Raw genomic sequence first — 23,933 nt, 5'->3', positions numbered from 1 at the left:
TATGAACACCCATCAAGGATCAGAAGTAAATCATATTACTGACGTTATTCAAGTGATGAACAGTGGTATTGATTTTTATGAAAAAGCGCAAAAAAATGTTAAAGATCCCGCTATCGGTGCGCTTTTTCAACGTATGATTGATGCTCGTAAAGTAAGTGTTGAGCGTTTACAGCCCTATGCAATTAACGAAAAAGGGGAAAGAGAAGATGGCTCTTCGTTTGCAGTTGAAGCACGACGTGCTTATACGACGCTTTTAACGACATTCAGCTCAAATACCGACAGCACATATGTTAAAGAACTTGAAGAAATAGAAGAAAAAACACTAACAGAGATTAAGACTGCAATGGATAAACCTCAGCCTGCAGATTGTGAAGCAGCCTTAGCCAAAGCACTACTGACAATGCAGAGCTGTCATGCAGAGATGAGTCGTATGCAAAAGCACTAGGCTTAATTATTTACGTTAAACGCCCAGCCTTGTGCTGGGTTTTTTATTTTCCTTTATTGATAGTGCATTTTAAAATCACATACTGCGACAAAATTTATACAAATATTTAATATTATTAGAATATTTAATTAACCACACTTTATTTTAGCTGTGCTAGTTTTGTTAATAGGATCCTAAATCCTGGCTGTGGCGCCGCAGCTTTTAATTAAAAATAAGGTCCAACATGAAAAAAAAACTAACTAAACTGCAAGGTAATGCGGATGTAGATATGACATCTATGCTTGATATCGTGTTTATTTTACTCATTTTCTTTATTGTAACCACCTCTTTTATAAAACCTGTGGCTATTGAATTAAAGCGCCCACTCGATAGCCCTCAAATAGACAAGCCCGTTAAAAATGCTTTGTTTAGCATTAATGAAAGTAACGGAGTGTACTTTGCTGATAGATTGATTGACACAGAGCAAGTCTCTACTAACTTAGCAATGTTTGCTGCAAAATATGAAATAAGTTCGGTATTAATAAAAGCTGACGAAAATAGTAATCACAGTACATTGATGGACGTAATGAACAATATTAAGGAGTATGACGACTACTCTATTGCCCTCGTTTCTAAATAAGCATTTAATAAATAATAAAGGGCCTTACGGCCCTTTAATTATAAATAATAGAGAGTGTTATCTTTAAAAGCGGTATTCTGCGCCTACGTAGTAATAAGCACCGTTAAATCCAAACGGCGCTGAACGACGAGAATATTCAAACACACCTGAGCTACTTACCACTGCATTGCCATTAGCATCTACAATTGTGCCAGAGCGAGAGTTACCAATTTCATTTTTATCTGGGTAAACATCAAACAAGTTGTTTGCACCAATATTTACAGACAAATTTTCAGTTACAAAATAATTAACTTTTACATCCGTTAAAATTTCTGCTGAATAAGTTTGGCTGCCACCGTCTTCAACTGTGTATTCACCAAAGCGATTAAGCGATAAATTAACCGTCCAATCTTCATTTTGGTAAAGCGCGCTTAAGTTAATGCGATCTTCAGGCTGCCATTCTTCAATGATTGAAATTTCTTGGTCTGAAAATACACTTTCAACCGGCACAGTTTCTAAACCTGAGCCAGATGGTGTAAATAGTGAAACAACATCTGTTTTAGTAAAGTTAGCTGCTAACGTAAAATCAAGCGTGCCACCTAAACCTTGCGTGTTCCATGTTGCAACAAAATCAACGCCGCGAGTTTCTGTATCAGCTCCATTTAAGAAAAATTGACCTGCGCCTGCGCCTGAGCTAACTAATGCAGCATCTAGGCTTGTCGATAAACCTTTACCTAATCGATTACTTATAACAATACGGTCGTCGATATCTATTGAGTAGTAATCTACCGTAACATTAATATTATCTGTAACGTTATAAACGATACCTAAACTGCGGTTTTGCGATTTTTCTTCTTTAAGCTTTGGAATACCTAAGCTTTGCGCAAGTGTTGAGTCGTTCCTAAAAGTACCCACTTCTTCAGCGACTAATGTGCCATTAGGGCCAATAACAAACTGAGTACTTATGTTATTAAAGTACAACTGCTGCATTGAAGGTGCTCTAAAACCTGAGCTTAACGCACCACGTAATGACACGTCATCCGTTATTGACCAATTACCAGCAAGTTTGAAGTTAACGGTATCGCCAAAGCCTTTGTAGTTATCGTAGCGCAATGCACCCGATAATATTACATCGTCAATCACATACGCTTCTGCATCTAAGTAAAACGAAATTACATCACGCGACTCATCAACAGATGATGCTGGTGATGAACCACCAAAACCTTGCGTTCCACCTGATGCATTCTCAGATCCTACTCCACCACTTAAACCATCGTATATACTTACACCATTGTTAGTATCGTAATCGCGATATGCATACTCATTACCTTCTAAAATTCGGTATTCATCGGTACGAATTTCTGCACCCATAGCTAAAGAGTAATCATCGAAGTTTTGAGTAAAATCAACATTAAGCGTTTGTAGTGATAATTCCATACCGTACGCATATGCTTCGCGTGGGATCGTTGCGCGAATATCTGCGGCACTTAAACCCTGTTCGTAGCGTAAAAAGTTAGCGTAAGAGGCATTGATTGTGTCGCTTGTTGTGTAATCAATACTGTTCTCGCCATAGGTATAAGAAATATCTAAGCTAGCGTCATTATCAAACTCAGTTTTGTAACCAAAGTTATAAGAAATATCGTCGATAGTGGTATTAATTTTTGGTAAAAAACCTAATGGAATTGTTGCGTCGTTGTCTTGTAATACAGGGTTACCACCTGCATTTGCATTATGGCGGAAAAATGCTGCTGATTCGTTATCACGTGTAGAATAAGTAATGAAACCATAAAGTTCGCCATCACCTAATTCGTAACCGGTATTCACAACTAAACCAAATTGTTGTGAGTCAGCATCACCTATTCTAAATGTATCTCTGTCTGCGGTAAGTTCACGCGGGTCACCCGCTAATAAAGTACCATCGCTTAACTCTGTACAACCATAAAACTGGCAAGAACCATGTAAACCAGCTCTATTTGTTGGCGCTCGGTCACGATAGTTAAGCGTTACATTAATATATCCGTCGTCGCCTAAAGCGAGCCCTTTATTAAAGTCTAAGTTAACTGTTTCGCCATCGCCTTCAGAATATTGCCCGTAATTAATTGCAGCTTTACCACCTTCACTCCCATCTTTGAGAACAATATTAATTACACCAGCAATCGCATCAGAGCCATACTGGGCAGCAGCGCCGTCGCGCAATACTTCTATTCGCTTAATAGCAGAAGCTGGAATCGCATTCATATCAGTGCCAGCAGTACCACGACCTACTGATGAATTAATATGAATAATACTTGCTTGGTGACGACGTTTACCATTGATCAACACAAGCGTTTGATCAGGACCTAAACCACGAAGTGTTGCAGGTCTCAATGCATCAGTGCCATCGCTAATTGCAGAGCTTGAGAAGTTAAAAGAAGGTGCTATAGACTGTAACATACGACCAACTTCTGTTTGGCCTGTATTTTCAAGTGCTTCTGCACTCAAAATATCCACTGGAACGGGTAAATCTTCAACTGAACGACCCGCTACGCGACTACCGACAATAGCAATTTTTTCAATTTTTTCTTGAGCAACTTCTTCTGCTGCATTTACACCTTGCGAATTTGCTGCAAGTAACGCTGGTAATATAGCTGCACTGACCGCTGAAAGCTTAATCATGTTGTTATCATTCCTGTTGATTTGTTTGAGTTTTATACTCAGTAAACCATTTTGATCAACAACCGCATCGAGCTCAGTCCCACCTAATAATGCCTCTAGTGCATCTAGCTGAGTGTAAAATCCATAAACTGAATTTGCATCATACTGCTTTGCTAACTCATAAGAAAACACCACGGTTTGCTCTGTTTGTTTGGCATATTCAATTAAGGCTTTATCTGCTCGCTGCGCTTTTATATCAAATTGCACCATTTGCCCAGTGGTTTGAGTTGCTGCTTGTACACTCAAGCTGAAAATAGCCGGTGCAAGCACACCAAATCCACTCAACAAATGCGTTTGGTTACTGCGCAACTTATACAAACAGCTGGCAAACAAAAATCCTCTATTGTTTTGTTTCTTTTTTTAATGTTTATTTTACGTTCAATCTTTATTGATGCAACTTTATCTAACATTAGTTTGATTTGCATAACGCCTACTTATGATTCTGTATGGTGTTTTAGCGTTACTATATGCTCACCTAAACGCTCATGAGCAATCGAAAAGTTAGTCTGTAAACTTTCTAGTAAACCTTCAACGTCACCTGCTTTAAATACCCCAGCTACTTTAATACTGGCAAGCTCGGCTGATGAAAGCTCAAAACGTGTAGCGGTATAGCGGCTTACTTCATTTAAAGCATCACTTAATTCTTCCCCATTAAAAATAAGCATGCCATTTTGCCATGCCAAATCGCGTTGTACGTCGTTCATTGAAAGCTGGGTAATTGGCTTTGTGACACTCTGCTCTATAATTACTTTTTCGCCTGAGGTAACAATATTGGCATTAATTTGACGAATTTTTTGCGTGCTGTTATCTGCAAGTTGATAATCTTTAAAGTCATTTGCGTCAACCGCTACACTAGGGTCGGTGATCATCACCTTGCCTTCGGTAACAACAAGTTCTAAGTCTGATGAGGTATTACGCTGTACATTAAATACGGTACCGAGCGCGGTAAAACTTTTATCTCCCGCCATAACACTAAATGGACGCGTGGCATCTTTTGCTACATTAAAACGCCCTTCACCCCGGCTAAGTAATAGCTGCCTGCGGCCTTTGCTATAAGCAACTTCTAGTAAGCTATTAGTATTAAGCTGCACTATGGTGCCATCTGGCAAAACATACGTTGCTTGCTCGCCTACTTTTGTTTTGTAAATTTTAGTGTAATTAACTTTTGCAAGCTCTTGGTTATAGCCGTTTTCTAAATTAATTAATAAGTAGCTGCACACCATTAAAGCGGCAAATAAACTCGCTGCGATTGAGTAAGAAAACATCCAGTTATTTTTAGGTTGTTTATTATTATGATGTGGGAACAAATTACTTAACTCATTGAGAACAGATATTTCATCCCAAAGCTGAGCAAGCTCGTACATAGCATCTTGATGAGCAATGCTTTGCATCATCCATAATTTAAATTGCTCTTTTTCATCATCAGTTAAACCACGATCAATCGCACTTATCCAATCACAAGATTTTTCTAAAATTAACTCTTTTGAATTAAATTGATGAACATTACTCATTCTGAAACCCTTTTAACTGATATGGGGTGTGCTTGAGCCTTAGGGTTTGTTTGTTGAGGGCCTTGCTCATATTCACGCATGTACAACATGGTTTGTAACAATCCTTTGGCAATGTGTTTTTCAACAGTGCTTTGGCTTAACTGCATTTGATCAGCGATTTCTTTTTGGCTCATGCCGTAAACTTTTTTAATATAAAGCATTTACGAATCGATGAGCTTAGTTGCTCGGTCGCTCTACAAAAAAGTAAAAAGCGCTCTTTTGATGTATATTCATCTTCAAGCTTCATTGATTTGAGTAATACGGGTAATTCGTTATCATTTTCTAACGAATCATTAAATTTGTTGTCCCACTTAGCTATATGGTTGAGGGCTAGGTGTTTTGCAGTCTTAAGCATATAGCTGCGAGTAAACTGTATATTTTGTTTTAAATCAGCTTCGTAGCTTTTTATAAACGTTTCTTGCACTATATCTTCCACATCGTCGGGTTGAACAATGCGCGATACAAAACGTTTAAGTTGCTTAGAAATATCAATAAATGTTGACGTGAACTTTACTTTTTTCGTCATCCTTAACATCAACCTCTTATTGTTTATATTACCCTTAGACTACGAGCTTTAAACATAAAAACCAAGCCAAAATGTTAACATTACGTAATTTAAATAAATAGGAAAATACATGAGTAAACTTTTAGACTATATAAGGCTTAGCTTTTTTGCATGTGGTTTACTACTTGGTGTACAAATACCTGCCTTCGTTAGCGACTTTGGACAAGCGCTCAACGCGCATTTAGTAGAATCAGATGCAGCAATTGCACCGTTTAAAAAAGACGCAGCCCAATACTTTAATAATGATTTAAACAAACTCATAAAGCATTACCAAAATTTAGATGATGAAATAGTCGGTAAAGGTGCAAACCATATAAATACGCTTTATGAACGCCAGCAAAGCCTACAACAAGCGGTAAACGAATTCACTCAATCTCCGTATTTATTTACGTTGTCGAGTGAGTTCACGACTATAAAACAACAAGTGTGGCATCATTTTGAAGGGCAAATAATACTTAAAAAAGACTCGATTACGGCAGCGATTATTACTGGGATTTTAATTGCTATGCTTGCTGAGCTTTGCGGATTTTTATTACTCGTTGCGTTTAGGCGTAGTTACAAAAAACTCCTAGGGGTTAACAAATAAGGATTTCATAAAATCGTAAAACACGTCAGTTTTTCGAGTCGTTAAGCTATTTTGAGGGCGTAAAAACCACACTGGTGCATCATCTTGTGCCATAACGCCGGGCATAACTTCAATTAAGGTGCCATTCTTAATGTCTTCGTGAATTGCTTTAATTGATTTAATTGCAATGCCATGACCGGCAATGGCTGCTTGGGTCATGTTGTCAGAATTAGAAATGGTAAATCGTGTTCTAGCATTAAAAGTGTGGATTTTACGCTCTTCATCAAAAAGCTTTAATTGCCTTTGCCAAGGTAGGCATACCCAGTAATGCTCACTCAACTGCGTTAAGTTCTCAGGCATACCGTATTTTTCTATATAGCTTGGAGCTGCACAAAGTATACGGTTATTGTTTACTATTTTTCGCGAAAGCAAACCGGAGTCATTTAATTGCCCCACCCGAATTGCCACGTCTTGTGCATCATCAACCACATTTACAAAATGATCGGTTATTAAAAAATCAAGTTTTAACTCAGGATAAGCTTGTTCAAATTCCGTCAATTTTGGCATTACATATTTTGAAAATATCCAAGGTGGCATAGTTACTCTTAGTAGACCACTCACAGACGAACTGCGGGCACCAATACTATGTTCAGCGTCGTGAAGAGCTTCAATGATGGCCCCAACTCGTGTATAAAAAATTTCTCCGGCAGGCGATAAACGAACTCTGCGACTATCTCTAAAAACTAAAACAGTTGACAACTCACGCTCTAGTTTACTTAACCGGTGGCTCACAGTTGCTGGGGATAAACGTTGCTCGCGGGCAGCAGCAAGCACTCCTTTGTTTTCTACTACAGCAATAAACGTTTCTAAATCACTCAAGCTATACATAATAATGCCAATATATACTTTTCAATATTTAACATTTTCGAATGAAGCTTTCACTTTTGCAATGTTTATTTAAATAACTAAAACACTATACTCGGGTGCAGTTAAATTATTGAGGTTTTATGATGAGCTTAAAAGCACAAATAGATGCATACAATGTTGAGAAAGACGCTAAATTACCGGCTGACGTTTTAGCATTAATGAACACCACTAATGAAGAGCTAATTGCACAGCATATTAAAGATAACGCGTTGCAAATTGGTCAAAAAGTAGAAAATTTTAACTTAGCCAATCACAATGGTGAAAACGTTGAACTTAAAGATTTACTTGAAAAAGGCCCAGTAATTGTTAGCTTTTACCGTGGTGGTTGGTGCCCATATTGCAATTTAGAGCTAAAAGCGCTGAACAATTACTTACCGCAATTTAAAACTCTAAGTGCACAATTAATAGCAATATCACCACAATTACCTGATGAAACGCTATCTACAGCGCAAAAGAACAAACTTGAATTTGACGTGCTTTCAGATGTCAGTAATAAAGTAGCTGAGCAATTTGGATTATTGTTCACTTTAGATGAGCGTATTCAAGCGCTATACACACAATTTGGTATTGATTTTGAACACTACTACGGCGATAAAAGCTTTAAATTGCCGCTACCTGCTACCTATGTGATAAACCAAGATGGTGTTATTACATACGCATTTTTAAACGAAGACTACACATTACGCGCAGAACCTATTGATATAATGACAGCACTTGAATCGGAGGACAGTTAATGTCTATTTTAAAATCGTTAAAAACATTTACTCTTTCACTACTTGTGGGCACAAGCCTTGTATCTGGTTATTCCGTAGCTGATGAAGCAAAAGAACAAGCAAAACCTAAAGTGCTTATTTTTGATGTAAACGAAACCCTACTTGATTTAACGTCAATGCGTACCTCTATTGGTAAAGCACTAGGCGGACGTGAAGATTTATTACCACTTTGGTTTTCAACTATGCTGCACCATTCATTAGTAGATACAGTAAGTGGTAGTTATCACGACTTTGGGCAAATTGGGGTGGCGTCACTCCTTATGGTGGCTCAAAACAACAATATTGATATTACGAGTGAACAAGCTAAAACAGCTATTGTTACGCCTCTTTTAACGCTTCCTCCACACAGCGATGTAAAAAAAGGGCTGGCGAAACTCAAAGCACAGGGCTATAAATTAGTAAGCCTTACAAATTCTTCAAACAACGGTGTAAAGGCTCAGTTTGAAAGCGCTGGTTTAATGTCTTACTTTGATGCACGTTACAGCATTGAAGATATTAAAATTTACAAACCAGACTTACGTGCTTATGAATGGGTACTTAAAAAGCTAAATGTAGCACCCAATGAAGCAATGATGGTTGCAGCCCATGGCTGGGATGTTGCTGGCGCAAAAGAAGCGGGCTTACAAACTACTTTTATAGCTCGCCCAGGTAAAGCACTTTATCCATTAGCTAAAAAACCAGATCACGTTGTGAAAGATTTACATGAATTAGCCGCTCTACTTAAATAAGTACGCGCTGATGAATCAATACCCAAGCGGCCAATGTTAGGATGACATTGGCCGCTTTTTTATACCTAACCCTAATAATTTAGAATTGTAGCGTATTTATTTTCATAAAAAAAAATGTTAAAAAATTGAATGTAAACAAAGCATTTAGCCCGCTATGAGTTACTTTATCTGCTAGCAATTTAGTACTCACAACGCTACTATTAAATAAATACGTGGTGGAGAACATAATGAAAAGTGAAAGATTAGGTGAATTTGAACAATACTTTCAAATTGATGAGAGTATAAGAGTGAATTTACTCGCTGTATCTAATGGACAAGTTCCTAAAACACAACGTGCACTTGAAGACGACATTCCCCCACTATTTAGATTAGCAAATGAAGTAAGTGAGCTTGAACAAAGCTCTTTACGACCACTGCGTAACTTAGGTGACATTGCACAGGAATTGGCCGCATTTTTACAAGCGCAATCTCGTAAAATAGATTTAATAATGAGCCATATTTTGGCCTCAGAACAAGCCCACGATAATGCAATACAATGTGATAGCTACGGCGGTGGCGGTATCCGTTTTACATCACCCGAAGTACATTCAATTGGCCAAGCATTTAGAACAAAACTGTTTTTGCACCACGAAGCCTCTGCGGTTTATTGTTATACCGAGGTTGTTGCTATAGAAAAACAAGATAATGAGCATTATCGATACACCATGCTCTTTACCGCAATTAGAACGACCGATCAAGAACTTATCGTTAGAGCCAGCCTGCACGCACAAACCCGCCAGTTAAAAAAACGTCAAGAGATAGATCAGCTACAAGATGATTCAGATAGTGATAATTAGCTGACATCTTTATGTAAAATGCTAAACTAGCGCCATCTTAATTAGTATATAAAATCCATGAACTTTAGACTTTTACCCGAATGGGCCGAGCAAGACGCTGTTATGCTTACGTGGCCTCACAAAGACACCGATTGGGCTGATAACTTAGCATCTGTTGAACCTGTATACGTTGAGCTTGCTAAGCAAATAACTTTGCAGCAAAAACTTGTAATTGTAGCGCACGATAGTGCTTTAAAAACGCATATTGCAACACTGTTAAACAACGCTAATATTGCTCTAACTCGTGTTTATTTCGTAGTAACGCCTACCAACGATACGTGGGCGCGCGATCATGGCCCGCTCACTTGCGCCGCTATTGATTCACCAGAGCAATTAAAAGTATATGATTTTACTTTTAATGGTTGGGGCAATAAATTTGAAAGCACATTAGACAATCAAATTAATCGTACTTTGGTAAAAGAGCTAAGTAGCTCAAACAACCACTATCAAGCGCTCGATATGGTACTTGAAGGTGGCGGTATTGAAATAAACGAGCACGGTGTGTTGCTAACAACCAGCGAATGTTTGCTTAACAAAAACCGTAACCCAGATTTAAACCCAAATGATATTGAAGCACTTTTAAAAGAGCACTTAGGCGCGACGAATTTTTTATGGGTTGAACATGGCTATTTAGCGGGCGATGACACCGACAGCCACATTGATACGCTCGTGCGTTTTGCACCAAATAATACCCTTGTATATGTGCAGTGCGACGATAAAACTGATGAGCACTTTAGCGCACTTGATGCAATGGAAAAACAACTAAAAACTTTTAAAACTGCCGATAACACCCCATATAACTTAATTGAGTTACCGTGGCCTAAAGCCGCTTATGACGATGAGCAAACACGCTTACCGGCTACCTACGCTAACTACTTAATTATTAATAACGCGGTGCTTGTACCAACGTATAATGATGCCAATGATGAACGTGCTCTTGCACAAGTTCAAAAAGCATACCCACAACACACTATTATTGGCGTTAATTGCCAACCAATTATTGAACAATTTGGCAGCCTGCACTGTATTACAATGCAATTACCTCGTGGATTTTTAGCTGGAGCAGCACAATGACAAGCCCTGCAAAATTAACCGTTGCGTTAGTGCAACAAAGCAATACCGATAACGCAGAAATAAATATGGCAAAGTCAATAAGTGCCATTCGTGAAGCCGCTCAAAAAGGTGCAAAACTGGTTGTACTTCAAGAGCTACACCGAAGCCTCTATTTTTGCCAAACCGAAAATGTTGACGTATTTGATTTAGCCGAAACTATTCCAGGCCCTAGCAGTAATGCCTTAGGTGAACTTGCTAAAGAGCTAAGTATTGTAATTGTCGCTTCTTTATTTGAAAAACGCGCAACGGGCCTTTATCACAATACTGCGGTTGTATTAGAGCAAGACGGCAGTATTGCAGGTAAATACCGCAAAATGCATATTCCTGATGACCCAGGTTTTTACGAAAAATTTTACTTTACCCCAGGTGATATCGGTTTTGAGCCTATTCAAACCTCGGTGGGTAAATTAGGCGTGCTAGTATGTTGGGATCAATGGTTTCCTGAAGCTGCACGTTTAATGGCAATGGCAGGCGCTGAGGTGTTAATTTACCCAACCGCTATCGGTTGGGATCCTAATGACGACATTGCTGAGCAAACTCGTCAAAAAGATGCGTGGGTTATTAGCCAGCGTGCCCATGCTGTTGCCAATGGGGTACCGGTAATTAGCTGTAACCGCGTTGGCCATGAAAGCGATCCAAGTGCACAAAGCGATGGTATTGCGTTTTGGGGCAATTCGTTCATTGCAGGCCCACAAGGTGAATTATTAGCAGAGGCTAATAATACTGATGAGCAAATTTTAGTGGTTGATATTGATCAAAAACGCTCAGAAAACGTAAGACGTATCTGGCCGTTCTTACGTGACCGAAGAATTGATCACTACAAAGACCTAACAAAAATATACCGAGACTAAGTCACCTGAACTCTGGGTAAAAAATATAATGGCTCTTACTTGCTAAGAGCCAACTATAAATGGAGTAATAAATGGCGTTTGAGCAATGGGCAGCCTTGCCTTGGGTAAAATCTCATAAAGATAAAATTCAATGGGGCCAGCTAAGCGGAAGTGGTTTAAGTATTGCCATTGCTGAAGGCGTTAAGCAACAAGACAACTTAGTCTTAATTGTTACGCCGGACACACCAAGCGCACTGCGCCTTGAAACAGAGTTAGAATATTTATTACCCGATAACCCGGTAATGGTATTTCCTGATTGGGAAACTCTGCCATATGATCACTTTTCTCCCCATCAAGACATTATTTCAGCCCGTTTAGCCACTTTAAACACCTTAAAAAAAGAACAACAAAGTGTGTTAATTGTGCCTGTATCGACCTTAATGTTGCGCACAGCCCCGGCCTCATTTATTTATGGTTCAACAATAAACTTTAAAGTAGGCGATAAGCTAGACACACATAATTTTCGTGACAATTTAGAACAAGCCGGTTATTTAAATGTTCAACAAGTAATGGAGCACGGCGAATACGCTATACGCGGCTCTATCGTTGACTTATACCCTATGGGGAGTCAGCATCCATTTAGACTCGACTTTTTTGATGACGAACTCGACACTATTCGCTTATTTGATGTAGAAACACAGCGTTCTGACGAAAAAGTAGATAAAATTGAGCTACTTCCAGCGCATGAATTTCCTACTAACGACACTGATATTGAACGGTTTAGAATAAGCTACCGTGAAAAATTTGGCGCAAGCTCGCAGCAAGATTCGGTATACATGCAAGTAAGCAAAGGTAACTGGCCTGCGGGTATTGAATACTACATGCCGTTGTTTTTTGAAAAGCTAGCGACTATTTTTGACTACTTGCCAGATACGACAACCGTTATGCAACTAGGCGATTTAGAGCACGCGGCAGATAACTTTTGGCACGATGTAAATGTACGCTATGAAAATCGCAGAGTTGACCCACTTCGTCCATTACTTGAACCCAATGCGCTTTACCAGCCTATTGAAGAGCTGTTTTCTAATTTAGGCAATTTTGCACGTATTCGTTTATCCCTTGCAAAGCTTGGTACTAAAGCGGGTAATAAAAATTTAAGTGTTAGCGAGCTGCCAGCTATTCGAATTGATCATAAACAGCATGAACCTTATGGCGCGTTTATAAATTATGTAGCAGAGCAAAAAAAGAAAAAAGGCCGCATATTACTCAGTGTTGAATCCGATGGTCGTCGCGAATCATTGCTGAGCATTTTAAAACCAAGCGGTTTAAAATTTAAAGAATTTGAAACACTCGAACAATTTATAAAAAGTGCAAGTGATGTAGGTTTAATAGTAAGTCCGCTTGAACAAAGTGTAGTACTTGGCACTAAACCCTGCCTTTCTATTATTACCGAGCAAGAACTGCTTGGCATTAAAGTATCTCAGCGCAGACGCCGCAAGCATAAATACGAAGCCAGCCAAGATGCGCTAATTCGTAATTTAGCTGAGCTTAAAGAAGGCCAACCTGTTGTGCATCTTGATCATGGTGTTGGTCGTTATCAAGGTTTGCAAACAATTGATGCCGCAGGTGTAATTACTGAGTTTGTTACGATTACTTACGCAAGTGAAGCTAAACTTTACGTACCAGTATCGGCACTGCATATGCTCAGCCGTTATTCTGGCGGTGAAGAAGCCAGCGCCCCGCTGCATAAGCTTGGCTCAGATGCATGGGAAAAAGCAAAAAAACGTGCAGCTGAAAAAGTTCGCGATGTAGCAGCCGAATTACTCGACATTTATGCACAGCGCCAAGCAAAACCCGGTAATAAGTTTACTCTAGACGCCCCTGCATATCGCCAATTTAGCGATAGCTTCCCGTTTGAAGAAACTGACGATCAGCGTAACGCCATAGAAGCCGTATTAGGTGATATGCAATCAAAGCAAGCCATGGACCGCTTAGTGTGTGGTGACGTAGGCTTTGGTAAAACAGAAGTGGCCATGCGTGCTGCTTTTGTAGCGGTTAACGATGATAAACAAGTAGCCATTTTAGTGCCTACCACCTTGCTAGCTCAACAGCACTATGAAAATTTTAAAGACCGTTTTGCAGATTTTCCTATTGAAGTAGGTGTACTTTCGCGCTTTAACTCCACTAAAGAGCAAAAAGACACACTTGAAAAAATGGCGAACGGTAAGCTCGATATAGTTATTGGCACACATAAACTTATTCAGCAAGACATTAAGTTTAACGATTTAGGCTTACTCATTGTTGATGAAGAGCATCGCTTTGGTGTTCGCCAAAAAGAAAAAATTAAAGCCCTGCGTGCAGATGTAGATATACTCACACTGACTGCAACACCAATACCGCGTACACTCAACATGGCCATGAGCGGAATGCGCGATTTATCAATAATCGCAACACCACCGGCTAAACGTTTAGCGGTAAAAACCTTTGTACGCCAACGCGATGTAGAACTAATACGCGAAGCCGTACTGCGTGAAATTAAACGCGGTGGCCAAGTGTACTTTTTGCATAACAACGTAGAAACTATTGACCGCGTTGCACAAGAAATTAGTGAATGGGTGCCTGAAGCAAGCGTCACCTCAGCCCATGGTCAAATGCGCGAGCAAGAGCTTGAGCAAATAATGACTGACTTTTATCATCAAAAATACAACGTGCTGGTCTGTACTACGATTATCGAAACGGGTATTGATGTACCGACAGCTAATACCATTATTATGGATAGAGCAGATAAACTTGGCCTTGCGCAATTACACCAATTACGTGGGCGAGTGGGACGAAGTCACCATCAAGCATATGCCTATTTACTAACAGGTGACCCTAAAGCTCTCTCAAAAGATGCGAGTAAACGTTTACAAGCAATCGAATCGTTAGAAGATTTAGGCGCGGGTTTTGCTCTCGCTACACACGATTTAGAAATTCGTGGTGCCGGTGAATTACTTGGCGACGATCAATCAGGTCAAATGCAAACTATAGGCTTTAGTTTATATATGGAAATGCTTGAACAAGCCGTAAATGCATTACGTGAAGGCAAAGAGCCAACACTTGAAAACTTGCTGAAAAAACAAACTGAAGTTGATTTAAAACTACCCGCATTATTACCTGATGATTACATTCATGATGTAAACGCCCGCTTAGGGATGTACAAGCGTGTTGCAAGTTGTGCTAACCTTGCTGATATGGATGAACTACAGGTCGAGCTGATAGACCGTTTTGGTCTACTACCTGACGCTGCTAAAAACTTATTTAGTTTGCAACAATTAAAAATGCAGGCAAGTAGTTTAGGTATAACAAAAATTGAAGCAAACCCTAAAGGTGGTTACTTTGAGTTTAGCCAAGATACCAAGGTTAACCCTAGCTTCATTATTGGTTTGATACAAAGTGCGCCTCGCATTTATAAAATGGATGGCGCAAATAAATTGCGCTTCGTTATTAGTGAAGCTAATGCTCGCGAACGCTTAAAAATGGTCACTGCAATGATTGCAGATTTCGAAAAAAAGGTTAGCCATTAATGTTGCTAAAAAAATCGCTTTTTGTTTTATGCTGCCTATTTAGCAGCACTGTATTTGCAGAGCGTTGGTTTGAAGTTGAAGTACTTATATTTAAACAGCTTCCGGCTCCCTATTTGCAAGAAGACTTTAGCCTAAAGCACAAAGCTATTGAAGACACAAACGCCCTAGATTTATTGACTCCTCTTTATACTGAGCAAGCAATGCAAGCATGTATAGATGGAGATATACGTTTTCAAAAGCACTCATTCACAGATTCTTTAGTCAATTCAAATCCGCAATCGGGCGTATGTAATGACACTACAAATTACATCCAAAGCTATAATGAGCTACCGGTAACACCAAAAGCGCCTGCACAAAATAATATGCAGCAAACTTATCTTTTAGCTCCCGAGCAATTACAATTTAAAACGCAATACAGAGAATTAGATAGCAAAGGTTTTACACCCATATTACACACTGGTTGGCGCTTTGAAGGTGCAAGTGAATCGCGCGCACAAAGTATGCATTTAATTGCTGGGCAACATATTGAAAACGATGTTAATAATGTGCCAGCTTACTCAAACCCTGACTTTGTAAGTGTATTTAATTCTCAACCTGCGCTATTTATCGACCCAGATCAGCCAAAAATTGACTGGGAACTGGATGGGTTATTTAAAATACATTTACGCCACTATTTATACATCACTGCTGACTTTGATATTAGCCAAAAACTTGAAAATGGTGAAATAGAATCAGCTCGCTTTTCACAGTTTAGGCGCGTAATTAGCGGCGACGTACATTACTTTGATCATCCTCGTATGGGTATGATTGTACAAATAAGAAAATTCAAACATTAATCGTATTTACGATATAGGAAATAACAATGAAAAAACTCCTGATAATTGCAGCCACACTAAGCCTTGCTGCTTGTTCAAAAGTAAGCTTAGAAAACTACGAAAAAGTTAAAATAGGTATGGATAAAACAGAAGTCGAAGTTATTTTAGGTAGTGCTGATAACTGTGTAGAAAAAACACTCCACACTAATTGTATATGGGGCGATGAAGCTAAAAACATCGAGATCACTTTAGTCTCAAATAAAGTAACGTTATACAGCAAACACGGTTTAACTAAATAACCTCAATGCTGGTTAAAATATTTACCAGCATATTCAATCATAATGATATTAAAATTTATTATTAAGTTGAAGTTACCTAAATTTATGTTTATTGAAAGGGAGTAGATTTGAATCTACTCCCTTTTTATTTTGTAGAATAAATAAGTTCTATGTTTACTATTTTACTGCGATTAAGTGTTATTTTATAACGTTGATAGAGTTTTTTATCATCCTCGGTTAAAACAAGCACCATATTTAGTTGGTAGCGTCTTTCAACCGCCTGCTTAGAGATTTTATTACTATCTAAATGATATAACTTACCTTCACCACGTTTTAAATAACGTGCAAAAGGCGCTAGGTTAAATTGAAGTGTTTGCTGAAGAGTATCATAACCCGGTAAAAATTCTTTTGCGCTTACACGGGTTTCACTGGCAAAATGCAGCCATTGTGCGGCTTGTTTATTTTGTTGACGACGTTTTGAAAAAATAGATTTAACTTCTTTAGGGATTTTTTTAAACCGTGTGTATTCAAGCCAAATTAGCTGGCTTGCTATTTTATCTTTAGTAATACTATTTTTGAAACTAAATCGCCATTTGGGGCGCCCTTGCACTATAGATCGCCAAATCATACGTGTAATATCTTCTTTAAATATTTCACGTAAGCCGTAAACAACCCCTAAAATTAAAATAAGTGTTGCTGTTACTTCGGTAAAGCTCGATCGCGCATTTAATATTACAAGCATTACAAAAGCCATTATAACGGCAGTAACAGTGCCTTTAACTAAGCGCTTTAAGTAGCTATTCAAAAAACGGGTTTGACGCTGTAGTATTACGCCGTGCTCAATCAAACGTTGCAATAAACGCATTTTATTTGTTATTCGGTTAGCGTCTTGCATCGTTGTTTCTGAATTGTAATTTTTTTCAGCACGGTACGTATTTTCATTTTTACAAAACTGCAGTAAATCGTTACGCTCTTTTGCATAATCGCTACTACGTGGACCTTCATCTAACAGCTTTAAAAATGATTGATCTACATGCCAACTTAAATAATTATCAGCATTGGTAAAAAATGGCAGTAATTTTTCGTCATCAGGTGTATAACGACGCAACTTTTTTAAAAGCCCTTCACTTTGTTCGTACAACTCATTAGCACGTTTATAAAAATCTTCCGGCTCGCTAAGTTTTAACGCATCTTTTATATCTGCATCGAGTGCCAAGCGTACTTGGTAACAAAATAAGTTTAGGTTTTGACGGTAATCTTGCTGCTCACCTTTATTCTTACTAACAAAACGGCTTCGTACTAAGGGTAAATGTATGTTGTTAGCGTTGTAAGCTAAATGCGATTTAAAGTGGTTATTGAAGTAAGACTCTTCCGTAAGCGTTTGCGGATTTATTCCCATTTCATTGGGAATAGAAAAGTACAGGTCAATACGCTGCTCAGAGCGAGGGCTTAGCTCTGGTTCAATGACAAAAGATAAGTTTTCGTCTTGTTTTAACAATCAGTTCTCCTCCTAAAATATCGTTTCATTGTACTTGCCTCCTAGGTTTTGTTCAATAAAAAAGGCCCAGTAAATACTGAGCCTTTATATGGTTAACAAACTAATTAAAATTTATAGTTAACGCTTGCAAAAATACGAGAACCGATAACATCATAAACTTCTGGAACAGTACCCATATCGTTACCACCTAACACTTCCTCAGGTTCTTTATCAAATATGTTGTTCATACCACCAGTAACTCTTAATGCATCATTTAAGTTATAGCTCATTGAAATATCATGGTAAATTACATTTTCAGTACTAAATTTTTCTCCAAAGTATTCACCATCCATACCGCGAAGGAATCGAGCATTATAAAGTACGCTAAATGCATCTGAAATATCATAATTTACAGAAAGATTGGATTTTATTTTTGAATAACCGCCAATATTACCATCAATAGTGCCCGTGTAATCAATATCATCTTGTTCAAATTCAACCAGATAAGTAGTATCTAAATTAATTCTGTAATTATCAGCTGTGTAACCAATATTCCAGTCAACACCCGACGTTTTTGAGAACCTATATTAGTAAGCGCAGAGGTTAAATCAGATAAATCACCCGCTTGAGTAATGTTAATCGAATTACATGACTCGCTATCACCGGCGAAACAGCTATTCATTTCATTTTGAACATCTAAACGTGAAATAGCATTAGTAATATCAAACTTCCAATAATCTAAAGTTGTTGATAAACCATCAGCAACTTCCCAAACGATACCAAAAGTAAATGAACGACTTTCTTCAGCCTGTAGGTCGTCATCGCCGGTATAGTTTACAAGTATTTGAGCATCCTGCTCATTGCCCCATGGGTCAGATAAGAAATCAAACGAACCTGAATTACCACCAAATAATTCAGCTACATTTGGTGCTCTAAAGCCTGTAGCTAATACAGATCGAACCATAAACTCGTCAGTAACTTTCCACGTTGCGCCTAACTTCCACGTTGTTTCACCACCAAAGGTAGAGTAGTTATCGTAGCGAGCAGCACCTTCTAACGTCACGGTTTCAAATACAGGCATCGACGTTTCAAAGTAAATAGATTGTACTGAAAAATCACCTTCCGTTGGGTCTTGCTGTGCCGCTGTGCTTTGACCTAATTGCGTAATTAAGTCTGGCGTATAAAAACCACTTTCAAATCTATTTTCAATACCCACAGCATAAGCAAAGTCACTCTGTGTAATGGCACTATAACCAGCTGAGAGGATAAACTGCTCGTTACCACCTTCATTTTTTTCAGTGTAAATTGAGTCGCTAGATGTTAAAAAGTCACGATTTAAAGCATCACCACTAAACCACACGTCTTGATTACCATAAATGCTTTGTTCAACGTTACTTGCATTGATTGAGTTTTGAACTTGATCTTTGGAATCATTTCGACCATAGGTTGCACTTACATCCCAACTGGCATCGTTATCTAATACGCCCTGTAATGCAATTGATGCTCGGTAAGTATCAGTCGTCTGATCATAAATACGAGGGCCTGCATCTACCATTCGTCTTCTGTATTCTAATGAGTTAGCAAGTTCTCCGCCTTCAACAAAAGCGTTTGTATATTCAGAGTCTAAGTTTGAAGTCAGTAAATCAATGCTCGCTGGCTGTGGTGCAAGTTGCTGTGTAGATTCACGACGAGTATACATAACATCAACATTTAGATTTGTATCTGAATCTAACTCTTTATCAAAGCTTGAAAATAAGCTGTATAAGTCATTTGGTGTTTGAGCATAGCTTGATGTAGTAAAGTCGTAAGATGTCGTTCTATCGGCAAATATACCATTACCTTCATACGTTTTACCGCCAAGAGTACCTTCTGGGATAAACGATGACTGACCTGGTTCTACAAAGCGACGATCAGATTGAATAATTTCTCCACGGCTAGAATATTGAGCACCAACAACTAGATTACCATCGGCAAGATTCATCCCATGTAATAAACTTACTCCATAGTTATTACCATCGCCTTTCGTTGTGCGACTTCCTTCAACGTTAAGCTCTGAACCGACAAAATCTTTTTTTGTAATTATGTTCACAACGCCAGCAATAGCATCAGAGCCATATACTGCAGACGCGCCGTCTTTTAGAATTTCAATAGATTTGATCATAGCTACAGGGATAGTATTTAAATCAACAGAAGAATCCGCACCTGTGCCTGAAGAAACCATACGACGACCGTTTAGTAATACTAATGTACGTTGAGAACCCATACCTCGAAGATTTACAGTAGCAGAACCACCAGAACCATTATTGCTCGACGCCCCTAAACTAATACCTGCAGCTGACGGCTGAGTAGAAAGTATATCAGCGACTGAAGTAAAACCACTTTTAGCAATGAAGTCATCGCCAATAACTGTAATTGGGCTAGCCGTTTCCATATCAGTACGATTGATGCGAGAACCAGTGACCTGTATTTTTTCGATTGATGTAGCCGCGTCGTCAGCCGCTAAAACTTGCACACTTGAGAACATTGGTATTGCTGTAATCACAGCTAAACCAAGAGTTGACTTTTTCATGAATAAACCCTACTTGTTGGAAGTTTACCTTTATTGGTAATGCTCACTTGTTATAAGAATAGTGAGTCAGGTGGGCAACTTAGGCGCTCTTAACTGAACGAAAACTTAACAAGCGTTCATTCAATATCAAGGAAGAAATGGAACATTTGCTTTCAGGGACAAAGGTTACAGTTTGTTTCATTGTTAATTAATAAATACACTTTTAATTCATGGTATTAAACAAAAACAAATACATAATTAAAACAGATGAAATCAAACCGACTAACTTTGTAATTCTATGTAATTAATTGAATTATTCTCAAATTTTAATAAATTAACAAATTAACAAATTAACAAATTAACAAATTAACAAATTAACAAATTAACAAATTAACAAATTAATCACAGCAAATTATTAAAACAGTAAAACTAAATATTAATTACTAACCATATTTATGCAGGCTTAGTGCTTAAATAGCCTTATTTAATCACTTTGAAAGGTTTTTTGATTAGATTTTTTATTCAGTCGCCATTAAAGCTGAACTTTTTGAGAGCAATTATTTACCATTGAAGTTTTATCGGTATCAAAACCTAAAAAGGCAATTTTATTGATCTTGTCACTCAAATAATCGTATGTATAAGAAAACGAACTCACATCAAAAATGTAAGCTGTATGCAAGAGTTTGCAGTCGCAACTTTAATACGTTACGTAAAAAGAGTAATTGAGAGTTTGTATTACAGAGGTGGCATTATTTTTAACGGTTAGTTCTAAATTCCAAAGCATATTTTGCTCGGAACAAATACCAACCATAGTATTACTTTGCCACAGGTCATTATGTTTTTTAAATTGTTGGGGAATGTAACCCATATACATGGTAATGCCTTTAAGCTTGGCATCTTCAATTGTAACGTTTGCAGGTAAGTAACTAAAAATAGTAAATGGGGTTTCGGGAGAAAGGGTTTCCTCGCTTAACCATACTTTAACATCATTTGAAAAAGTACAAGGCAAATTGGCTTCGCATTGGGCATTTTTAAGAAATTTTTCATCTGTATTTTTAGAAAAATCACACGCTGTTAATAAAAAAACACCACAGTGAATAAACTTAACCTGTATATAAGCATAACAATTTCGCACTAAAGAAAATCAAATACTAATAATCGTGACTGTAAATAACAAGTGCGAGTGTTATTATTAGGCCAAATTAGGCACAAACTGTATCAAAAAATAAACAACAAGCTCACAAAGTTTGATTGATGTCATAATATTATGTAATTGACCTATCTTTTTTAGGCCAAAAAATTTATCATTTCATCCGCAAAATTAAGGGTTTCTCGAGTTTGTTTTCTGAAGCATTCATGCTTTGAACGTTTTAGGTAACATGCTTGTGAAGTAATAGTAGGCCCCGCTTTTTATAGTGGGTAATTCATTTCTAAACGCATTTATTGCAGCGGAAGCCAGAAAATGAGCCAAACAGTAGCATCACAAACTGAGTATAACTATAAAGTTGTACGCCAATTCGCTATTATGACAGTGATTTGGGGCATCGTTGGCATGAGTATTGGGGTTCTGATTGCTGCCCAATTAGCTTGGCCAGCACTTAACTTTGATACACCATGGTTAACTTACTCTCGACTACGTCCGTTACACACGAACGCAGTAATTTTCGCATTTGGTACCAGTGCACTTTTTGCGACGTCTTATTACGTCGTACAACGTACTTGTCAAACGCGACTTTTCTCAGACAAACTCGCCGCCTTTTCATTTTGGGGTTGGCAGCTAGTTATAGTATTAGCAGTAATAACGCTACCGTTAGGTATTACTAGCTCAAAAGAATATGCAGAACTTGAATGGCCTATCGATATTTTAATCGCTGTGGTCTGGATTGTTTACGCAATCGTATTCTTTGGTACTTTAATTAAGCGTAAAGTGTCGCATATTTACGTTGCTAACTGGTTCTACGCTGGCTTTATTATTACTGTTGCAGTACTTCATATTGTAAACAGCATGGCAGTGCCTGTATCGTTAACTAAATCATACTCAATCTATGCAGGTGCGGTAGATGCGATGGTTCAGTGGTGGTACGGTCATAACGCTGTAGGTTTCCTACTAACTGCTGGTTTCTTAGGTATGATGTATTACTTTGTACCAAAACAAGCAGGTCGCCCGGTTTACTCATACCGTTTATCGGTCGTTCACTTTTGGGCTCTAATTTCATTATATATCTGGGCAGGTCCTCACCACCTTCACTACACAGCGCTTCCAGATTGGACGCAAAGTTTAGGTATGGTTATGTCTATTATCCTATTCGTACCATCTTGGGGTGGCATGATTAACGGTATTATGACGCTGTCTGGCGCGTGGCATAAACTACGTACCGACCCAGTACTACGCTTCTTAGTTGTTTCATTGTCTTTCTACGGTATGTCTACCTTTGAAGGTCCTATGATGGCAATTAAATCTGTAAATGCGTTATCTCACTACACAGATTGGACAATCGGCCACGTACACTCTGGTGCACTAGGTTGGGTTGCGATGATTTCGATTGGTGCTATCTACCATCTTATCCCTGCTTTATTTGCACAAGGCCGTATGTATAGCATTAAGCTTGTTAACACACACTTCTGGTTACACACAGTTGGGGTTGTTTTATACATTGTTGCAATGTGGATCTCTGGTGTAATGCAAGGTCTAATGTGGCGTGCAGTAAATGCTGACGGTACATTAATGTACAGCTTTGTGCAGTCTTTAGAAGCGTCGCATCCTTTCTATATCATGCGTTTTATAGGCGGTGTATTCATCGTAACAGGCATGTTAGTTATGGCTTATAACGTTTTCCGTACAATTTCAGCTGAGAAAGAATCACTGAAGTTAGACGCGCAAGCACAATTAGCATAACGGAGTGAGATGATGAGCAAGAAAAATTCACAAAACAAACATGAAATAGTAGAAAAGAACGTTGGCCTTATGGCTATTCTGACTGTTTTTGCTATCAGCTTTGGCGCATTAGTTGAAATTACTCCGCTAATGTTCCAAGACGACACAACTAAACCAGTAGAAGGCCTACGCCCTCTTAATGCTTTAGAAATGGAAGGCCGTGACATATATGTGCGTGAAGGTTGTTACAACTGTCACTCACAAATGATCCGCCCTTTTCGTGATGAAGTTGAGCGTTACGGTCACTACTCTGTAGCAGGCGAATCAGTATGGGACCACCCTTTCCAATGGGGTTCTAAACGTACTGGTCCTGACCTTGCCCGCGTTGGTAAACGTTACTCGGACGATTGGCATTATGCCCACTTAGTTGACCCACGTGCCGTGGTTCCTGAGTCGAATATGCCAGGTTTTCCTTGGTTAGCAGAGGATAAGGTAGATACAAGCCTGACTCTGAAAAAACTACAAATTTTCCGTGATACTTTTGCCATTAACCCAGAAAACCCAAAACATCCGGGCCTAGGTTATGGCAGCGACGAAGAACTTAAAGCTGATGTTGAAAAAGTTAACGCTATGAATAACGGCGAAGGCGCAACAGAAATCCAAGCTCTAATCGCGTATTTACAGCAACTTGGTACCCACTTGAAGTAAATT

18 protein-coding genes and 2 pseudogenes are annotated in these 23,933 nt (G+C 38.5%); 13 read left to right on the top strand and 7 right to left on the bottom strand.

Annotated features, from left to right (window positions below; translation table 11 throughout):
• Window position 1 precedes the first annotated feature (1 nt).
• Together P20652_RS05665 and P20652_RS05670 are read left to right on the top strand one after the other, a co-directional pair.
• The gene (locus P20652_RS05665; protein WP_008170447.1) at window positions 2-445 is read left to right on the top strand and encodes a PA2169 family four-helix-bundle protein; all 444 of its coding nucleotides are present in this window, start codon (window positions 2-4) and stop codon (window positions 443-445) included.
• A 223-nt stretch (window positions 446-668) separates the two neighbouring features.
• Window positions 669-1,064: a biopolymer transporter ExbD gene (locus P20652_RS05670; protein WP_008170445.1), complete on the top strand. Its 396-nt coding sequence runs from the start codon at window positions 669-671 to the stop codon at window positions 1,062-1,064.
• A gap of 63 nt (window positions 1,065-1,127) precedes the next feature.
• Here the strand turns inward: P20652_RS05670 and P20652_RS05675 are convergent, their stop codons facing one another.
• The 3 genes and pseudogenes from P20652_RS05675 to P20652_RS18615 all read right to left on the bottom strand — a co-directional run bounded on the left by P20652_RS05675 (window position 1,128) and on the right by P20652_RS18615 (window position 5,813).
• Window positions 1,128-4,046, bottom strand: coding sequence for a TonB-dependent receptor (locus P20652_RS05675; protein WP_033017681.1), 2,919 nt, complete (start codon window positions 4,044-4,046; stop codon window positions 1,128-1,130).
• A 125-nt stretch (window positions 4,047-4,171) separates the two neighbouring features.
• On the bottom strand, window positions 4,172-5,248 hold the full coding sequence (locus tag P20652_RS05680; RefSeq protein ID WP_008170441.1) for a FecR family protein: 1,077 nt from the start codon (window positions 5,246-5,248) through the stop codon (window positions 4,172-4,174).
• Window positions 5,245-5,813: pseudogene (locus tag P20652_RS18615) on the bottom strand (RNA polymerase sigma factor). Before P20652_RS18615 ends, P20652_RS05680 begins: the two are co-directional and overlap by 4 nt.
• 109 nt (window positions 5,814-5,922) lie before the next feature.
• Between P20652_RS18615 and P20652_RS05685 the strand changes: the two are divergent.
• Window positions 5,923-6,438 carry a DUF2937 family protein gene (locus P20652_RS05685; protein ID WP_008170435.1) on the top strand — a complete coding sequence of 172 codons (516 nt, stop codon included), beginning with the start codon at window positions 5,923-5,925 and terminating at the stop codon, window positions 6,436-6,438.
• Here P20652_RS05685 and P20652_RS05690 read toward each other — a convergent pair.
• Window positions 6,421-7,305, bottom strand: coding sequence for a LysR family transcriptional regulator (locus P20652_RS05690; RefSeq protein WP_008170432.1), 885 nt, complete (start codon window positions 7,303-7,305; stop codon window positions 6,421-6,423). The genes P20652_RS05685 and P20652_RS05690 overlap by 18 nt on opposite strands.
• Before the next feature lie 122 nt (window positions 7,306-7,427).
• Here P20652_RS05690 and P20652_RS05695 point away from each other — a divergent pair, with 122 nt between their 5' ends.
• From P20652_RS05695 to P20652_RS05730, 8 genes are all read left to right on the top strand, one after another.
• Window positions 7,428-8,078: a peroxiredoxin-like family protein gene (locus P20652_RS05695; RefSeq protein ID WP_008170431.1), complete on the top strand. Its 651-nt coding sequence runs from the start codon at window positions 7,428-7,430 to the stop codon at window positions 8,076-8,078.
• A complete protein-coding gene (locus P20652_RS05700) occupies window positions 8,078-8,845 on the top strand; it encodes a haloacid dehalogenase type II (RefSeq protein WP_008170430.1) in 768 nt (255 codons plus the stop codon). The genes P20652_RS05695 and P20652_RS05700 overlap by 1 nt, the downstream gene beginning before the upstream one ends.
• A gap of 227 nt (window positions 8,846-9,072) precedes the next feature.
• Window positions 9,073-9,681: a PilZ domain-containing protein gene (locus P20652_RS05705; RefSeq protein WP_008170428.1), complete on the top strand. Its 609-nt coding sequence runs from the start codon at window positions 9,073-9,075 to the stop codon at window positions 9,679-9,681.
• Window positions 9,682-9,738: 57 nt separating this feature from the next.
• Entirely contained in the window at window positions 9,739-10,794 is a 1,056-nt protein-coding gene (locus P20652_RS05710; protein ID WP_008170426.1) for an agmatine/peptidylarginine deiminase, read from the top strand.
• Entirely contained in the window at window positions 10,791-11,684 is an 894-nt protein-coding gene (locus P20652_RS05715; RefSeq protein ID WP_008170422.1) for a carbon-nitrogen hydrolase, read from the top strand. The genes P20652_RS05710 and P20652_RS05715 overlap by 4 nt, the downstream gene beginning before the upstream one ends.
• A 71-nt stretch (window positions 11,685-11,755) precedes the next feature.
• Window positions 11,756-15,229, top strand: a complete 3,474-nt coding sequence (gene mfd / locus P20652_RS05720) for a transcription-repair coupling factor (protein ID WP_008170420.1) — start codon at window positions 11,756-11,758, stop codon at window positions 15,227-15,229.
• The gene (locus P20652_RS05725) at window positions 15,229-16,065 is read left to right on the top strand and encodes a peptidoglycan binding protein CsiV (RefSeq protein ID WP_008170418.1); all 837 of its coding nucleotides are present in this window, start codon (window positions 15,229-15,231) and stop codon (window positions 16,063-16,065) included. Before mfd ends, P20652_RS05725 begins: the two co-directional genes overlap by 1 nt.
• A gap of 26 nt (window positions 16,066-16,091) precedes the next feature.
• Window positions 16,092-16,343 (top strand): hypothetical protein, encoded by a 252-nt coding sequence (locus P20652_RS05730; RefSeq protein WP_008170417.1) that lies wholly within the window; start codon window positions 16,092-16,094, stop codon window positions 16,341-16,343.
• A 124-nt stretch (window positions 16,344-16,467) separates the two neighbouring features.
• On the opposite strand, the gene P20652_RS05735 is transcribed toward P20652_RS05730, so the two are convergent.
• The 3 genes and pseudogenes from P20652_RS05735 to P20652_RS05745 all read right to left on the bottom strand — a co-directional run bounded on the left by P20652_RS05735 (window position 16,468) and on the right by P20652_RS05745 (window position 21,482).
• Complete coding sequence (locus P20652_RS05735) at window positions 16,468-17,820, bottom strand: hypothetical protein (protein ID WP_008170415.1); 1,353 nt, start codon at window positions 17,818-17,820, stop codon at window positions 16,468-16,470.
• Window positions 17,821-17,924: 104 nt separating this feature from the next.
• Window positions 17,925-20,368: pseudogene (locus P20652_RS05740) on the bottom strand (TonB-dependent receptor).
• Window positions 20,369-21,044: 676 nt separating this feature from the next.
• Window positions 21,045-21,482, bottom strand: a complete 438-nt coding sequence (locus tag P20652_RS05745) for a hypothetical protein (RefSeq protein ID WP_008170408.1) — start codon at window positions 21,480-21,482, stop codon at window positions 21,045-21,047.
• A gap of 327 nt (window positions 21,483-21,809) precedes the next feature.
• On the opposite strand from P20652_RS05745, the gene ccoN reads away from it, so the two are divergent.
• Together ccoN and ccoO are read left to right on the top strand one after the other, a co-directional pair.
• Window positions 21,810-23,243: a cytochrome-c oxidase, cbb3-type subunit I gene (gene ccoN / locus P20652_RS05750; protein ID WP_008170406.1), complete on the top strand. Its 1,434-nt coding sequence runs from the start codon at window positions 21,810-21,812 to the stop codon at window positions 23,241-23,243.
• Window positions 23,244-23,255: 12 nt separating this feature from the next.
• Window positions 23,256-23,930, top strand: a complete 675-nt coding sequence (gene ccoO, locus P20652_RS05755; protein WP_033017679.1) for a cytochrome-c oxidase, cbb3-type subunit II — start codon at window positions 23,256-23,258, stop codon at window positions 23,928-23,930.
• Window positions 23,931-23,933: the final 3 nt, after the last annotated feature.

The sequence above is a fragment of the Pseudoalteromonas sp. BSi20652 genome (genome assembly GCF_000239855.1).
In the GTDB taxonomy this organism is placed as follows: Bacteria; Pseudomonadota; Gammaproteobacteria; order Enterobacterales; family Alteromonadaceae; genus Pseudoalteromonas.
The sequence above is the reverse complement of the archived record's forward strand: the minus strand, read 5'-3'. Positions and strand labels throughout refer to the sequence as shown.

Coding starts and splice junctions, on each gene's coding strand:
- P20652_RS05665 (WP_008170447.1), top strand. CDS start 2: ATGAACACCCATCAAGGATCAGAAGTAAATCATATTACTGACGTTATT.
- ccoN (WP_008170406.1), top strand. CDS start 21,810: ATGAGCCAAACAGTAGCATCACAAACTGAGTATAACTATAAAGTTGTA.
- P20652_RS05680 (WP_008170441.1), bottom strand. CDS start 5,248: ATGAGTAATGTTCATCAATTTAATTCAAAAGAGTTAATTTTAGAAAAA.
- P20652_RS05700 (WP_008170430.1), top strand. CDS start 8,078: ATGTCTATTTTAAAATCGTTAAAAACATTTACTCTTTCACTACTTGTG.
- P20652_RS05690 (WP_008170432.1), bottom strand. CDS start 7,305: ATGTATAGCTTGAGTGATTTAGAAACGTTTATTGCTGTAGTAGAAAAC.
- P20652_RS05730 (WP_008170417.1), top strand. CDS start 16,092: ATGAAAAAACTCCTGATAATTGCAGCCACACTAAGCCTTGCTGCTTGT.
- P20652_RS05670 (WP_008170445.1), top strand. CDS start 669: ATGAAAAAAAAACTAACTAAACTGCAAGGTAATGCGGATGTAGATATG.
- P20652_RS05685 (WP_008170435.1), top strand. CDS start 5,923: ATGAGTAAACTTTTAGACTATATAAGGCTTAGCTTTTTTGCATGTGGT.
- mfd (WP_008170420.1), top strand. CDS start 11,756: ATGGCGTTTGAGCAATGGGCAGCCTTGCCTTGGGTAAAATCTCATAAA.
- P20652_RS05715 (WP_008170422.1), top strand. CDS start 10,791: ATGACAAGCCCTGCAAAATTAACCGTTGCGTTAGTGCAACAAAGCAAT.
- ccoO (WP_033017679.1), top strand. CDS start 23,256: ATGAGCAAGAAAAATTCACAAAACAAACATGAAATAGTAGAAAAGAAC.
- P20652_RS05725 (WP_008170418.1), top strand. CDS start 15,229: ATGTTGCTAAAAAAATCGCTTTTTGTTTTATGCTGCCTATTTAGCAGC.
- P20652_RS05710 (WP_008170426.1), top strand. CDS start 9,739: ATGAACTTTAGACTTTTACCCGAATGGGCCGAGCAAGACGCTGTTATG.
- P20652_RS05695 (WP_008170431.1), top strand. CDS start 7,428: ATGAGCTTAAAAGCACAAATAGATGCATACAATGTTGAGAAAGACGCT.
- P20652_RS05705 (WP_008170428.1), top strand. CDS start 9,073: ATGAAAAGTGAAAGATTAGGTGAATTTGAACAATACTTTCAAATTGAT.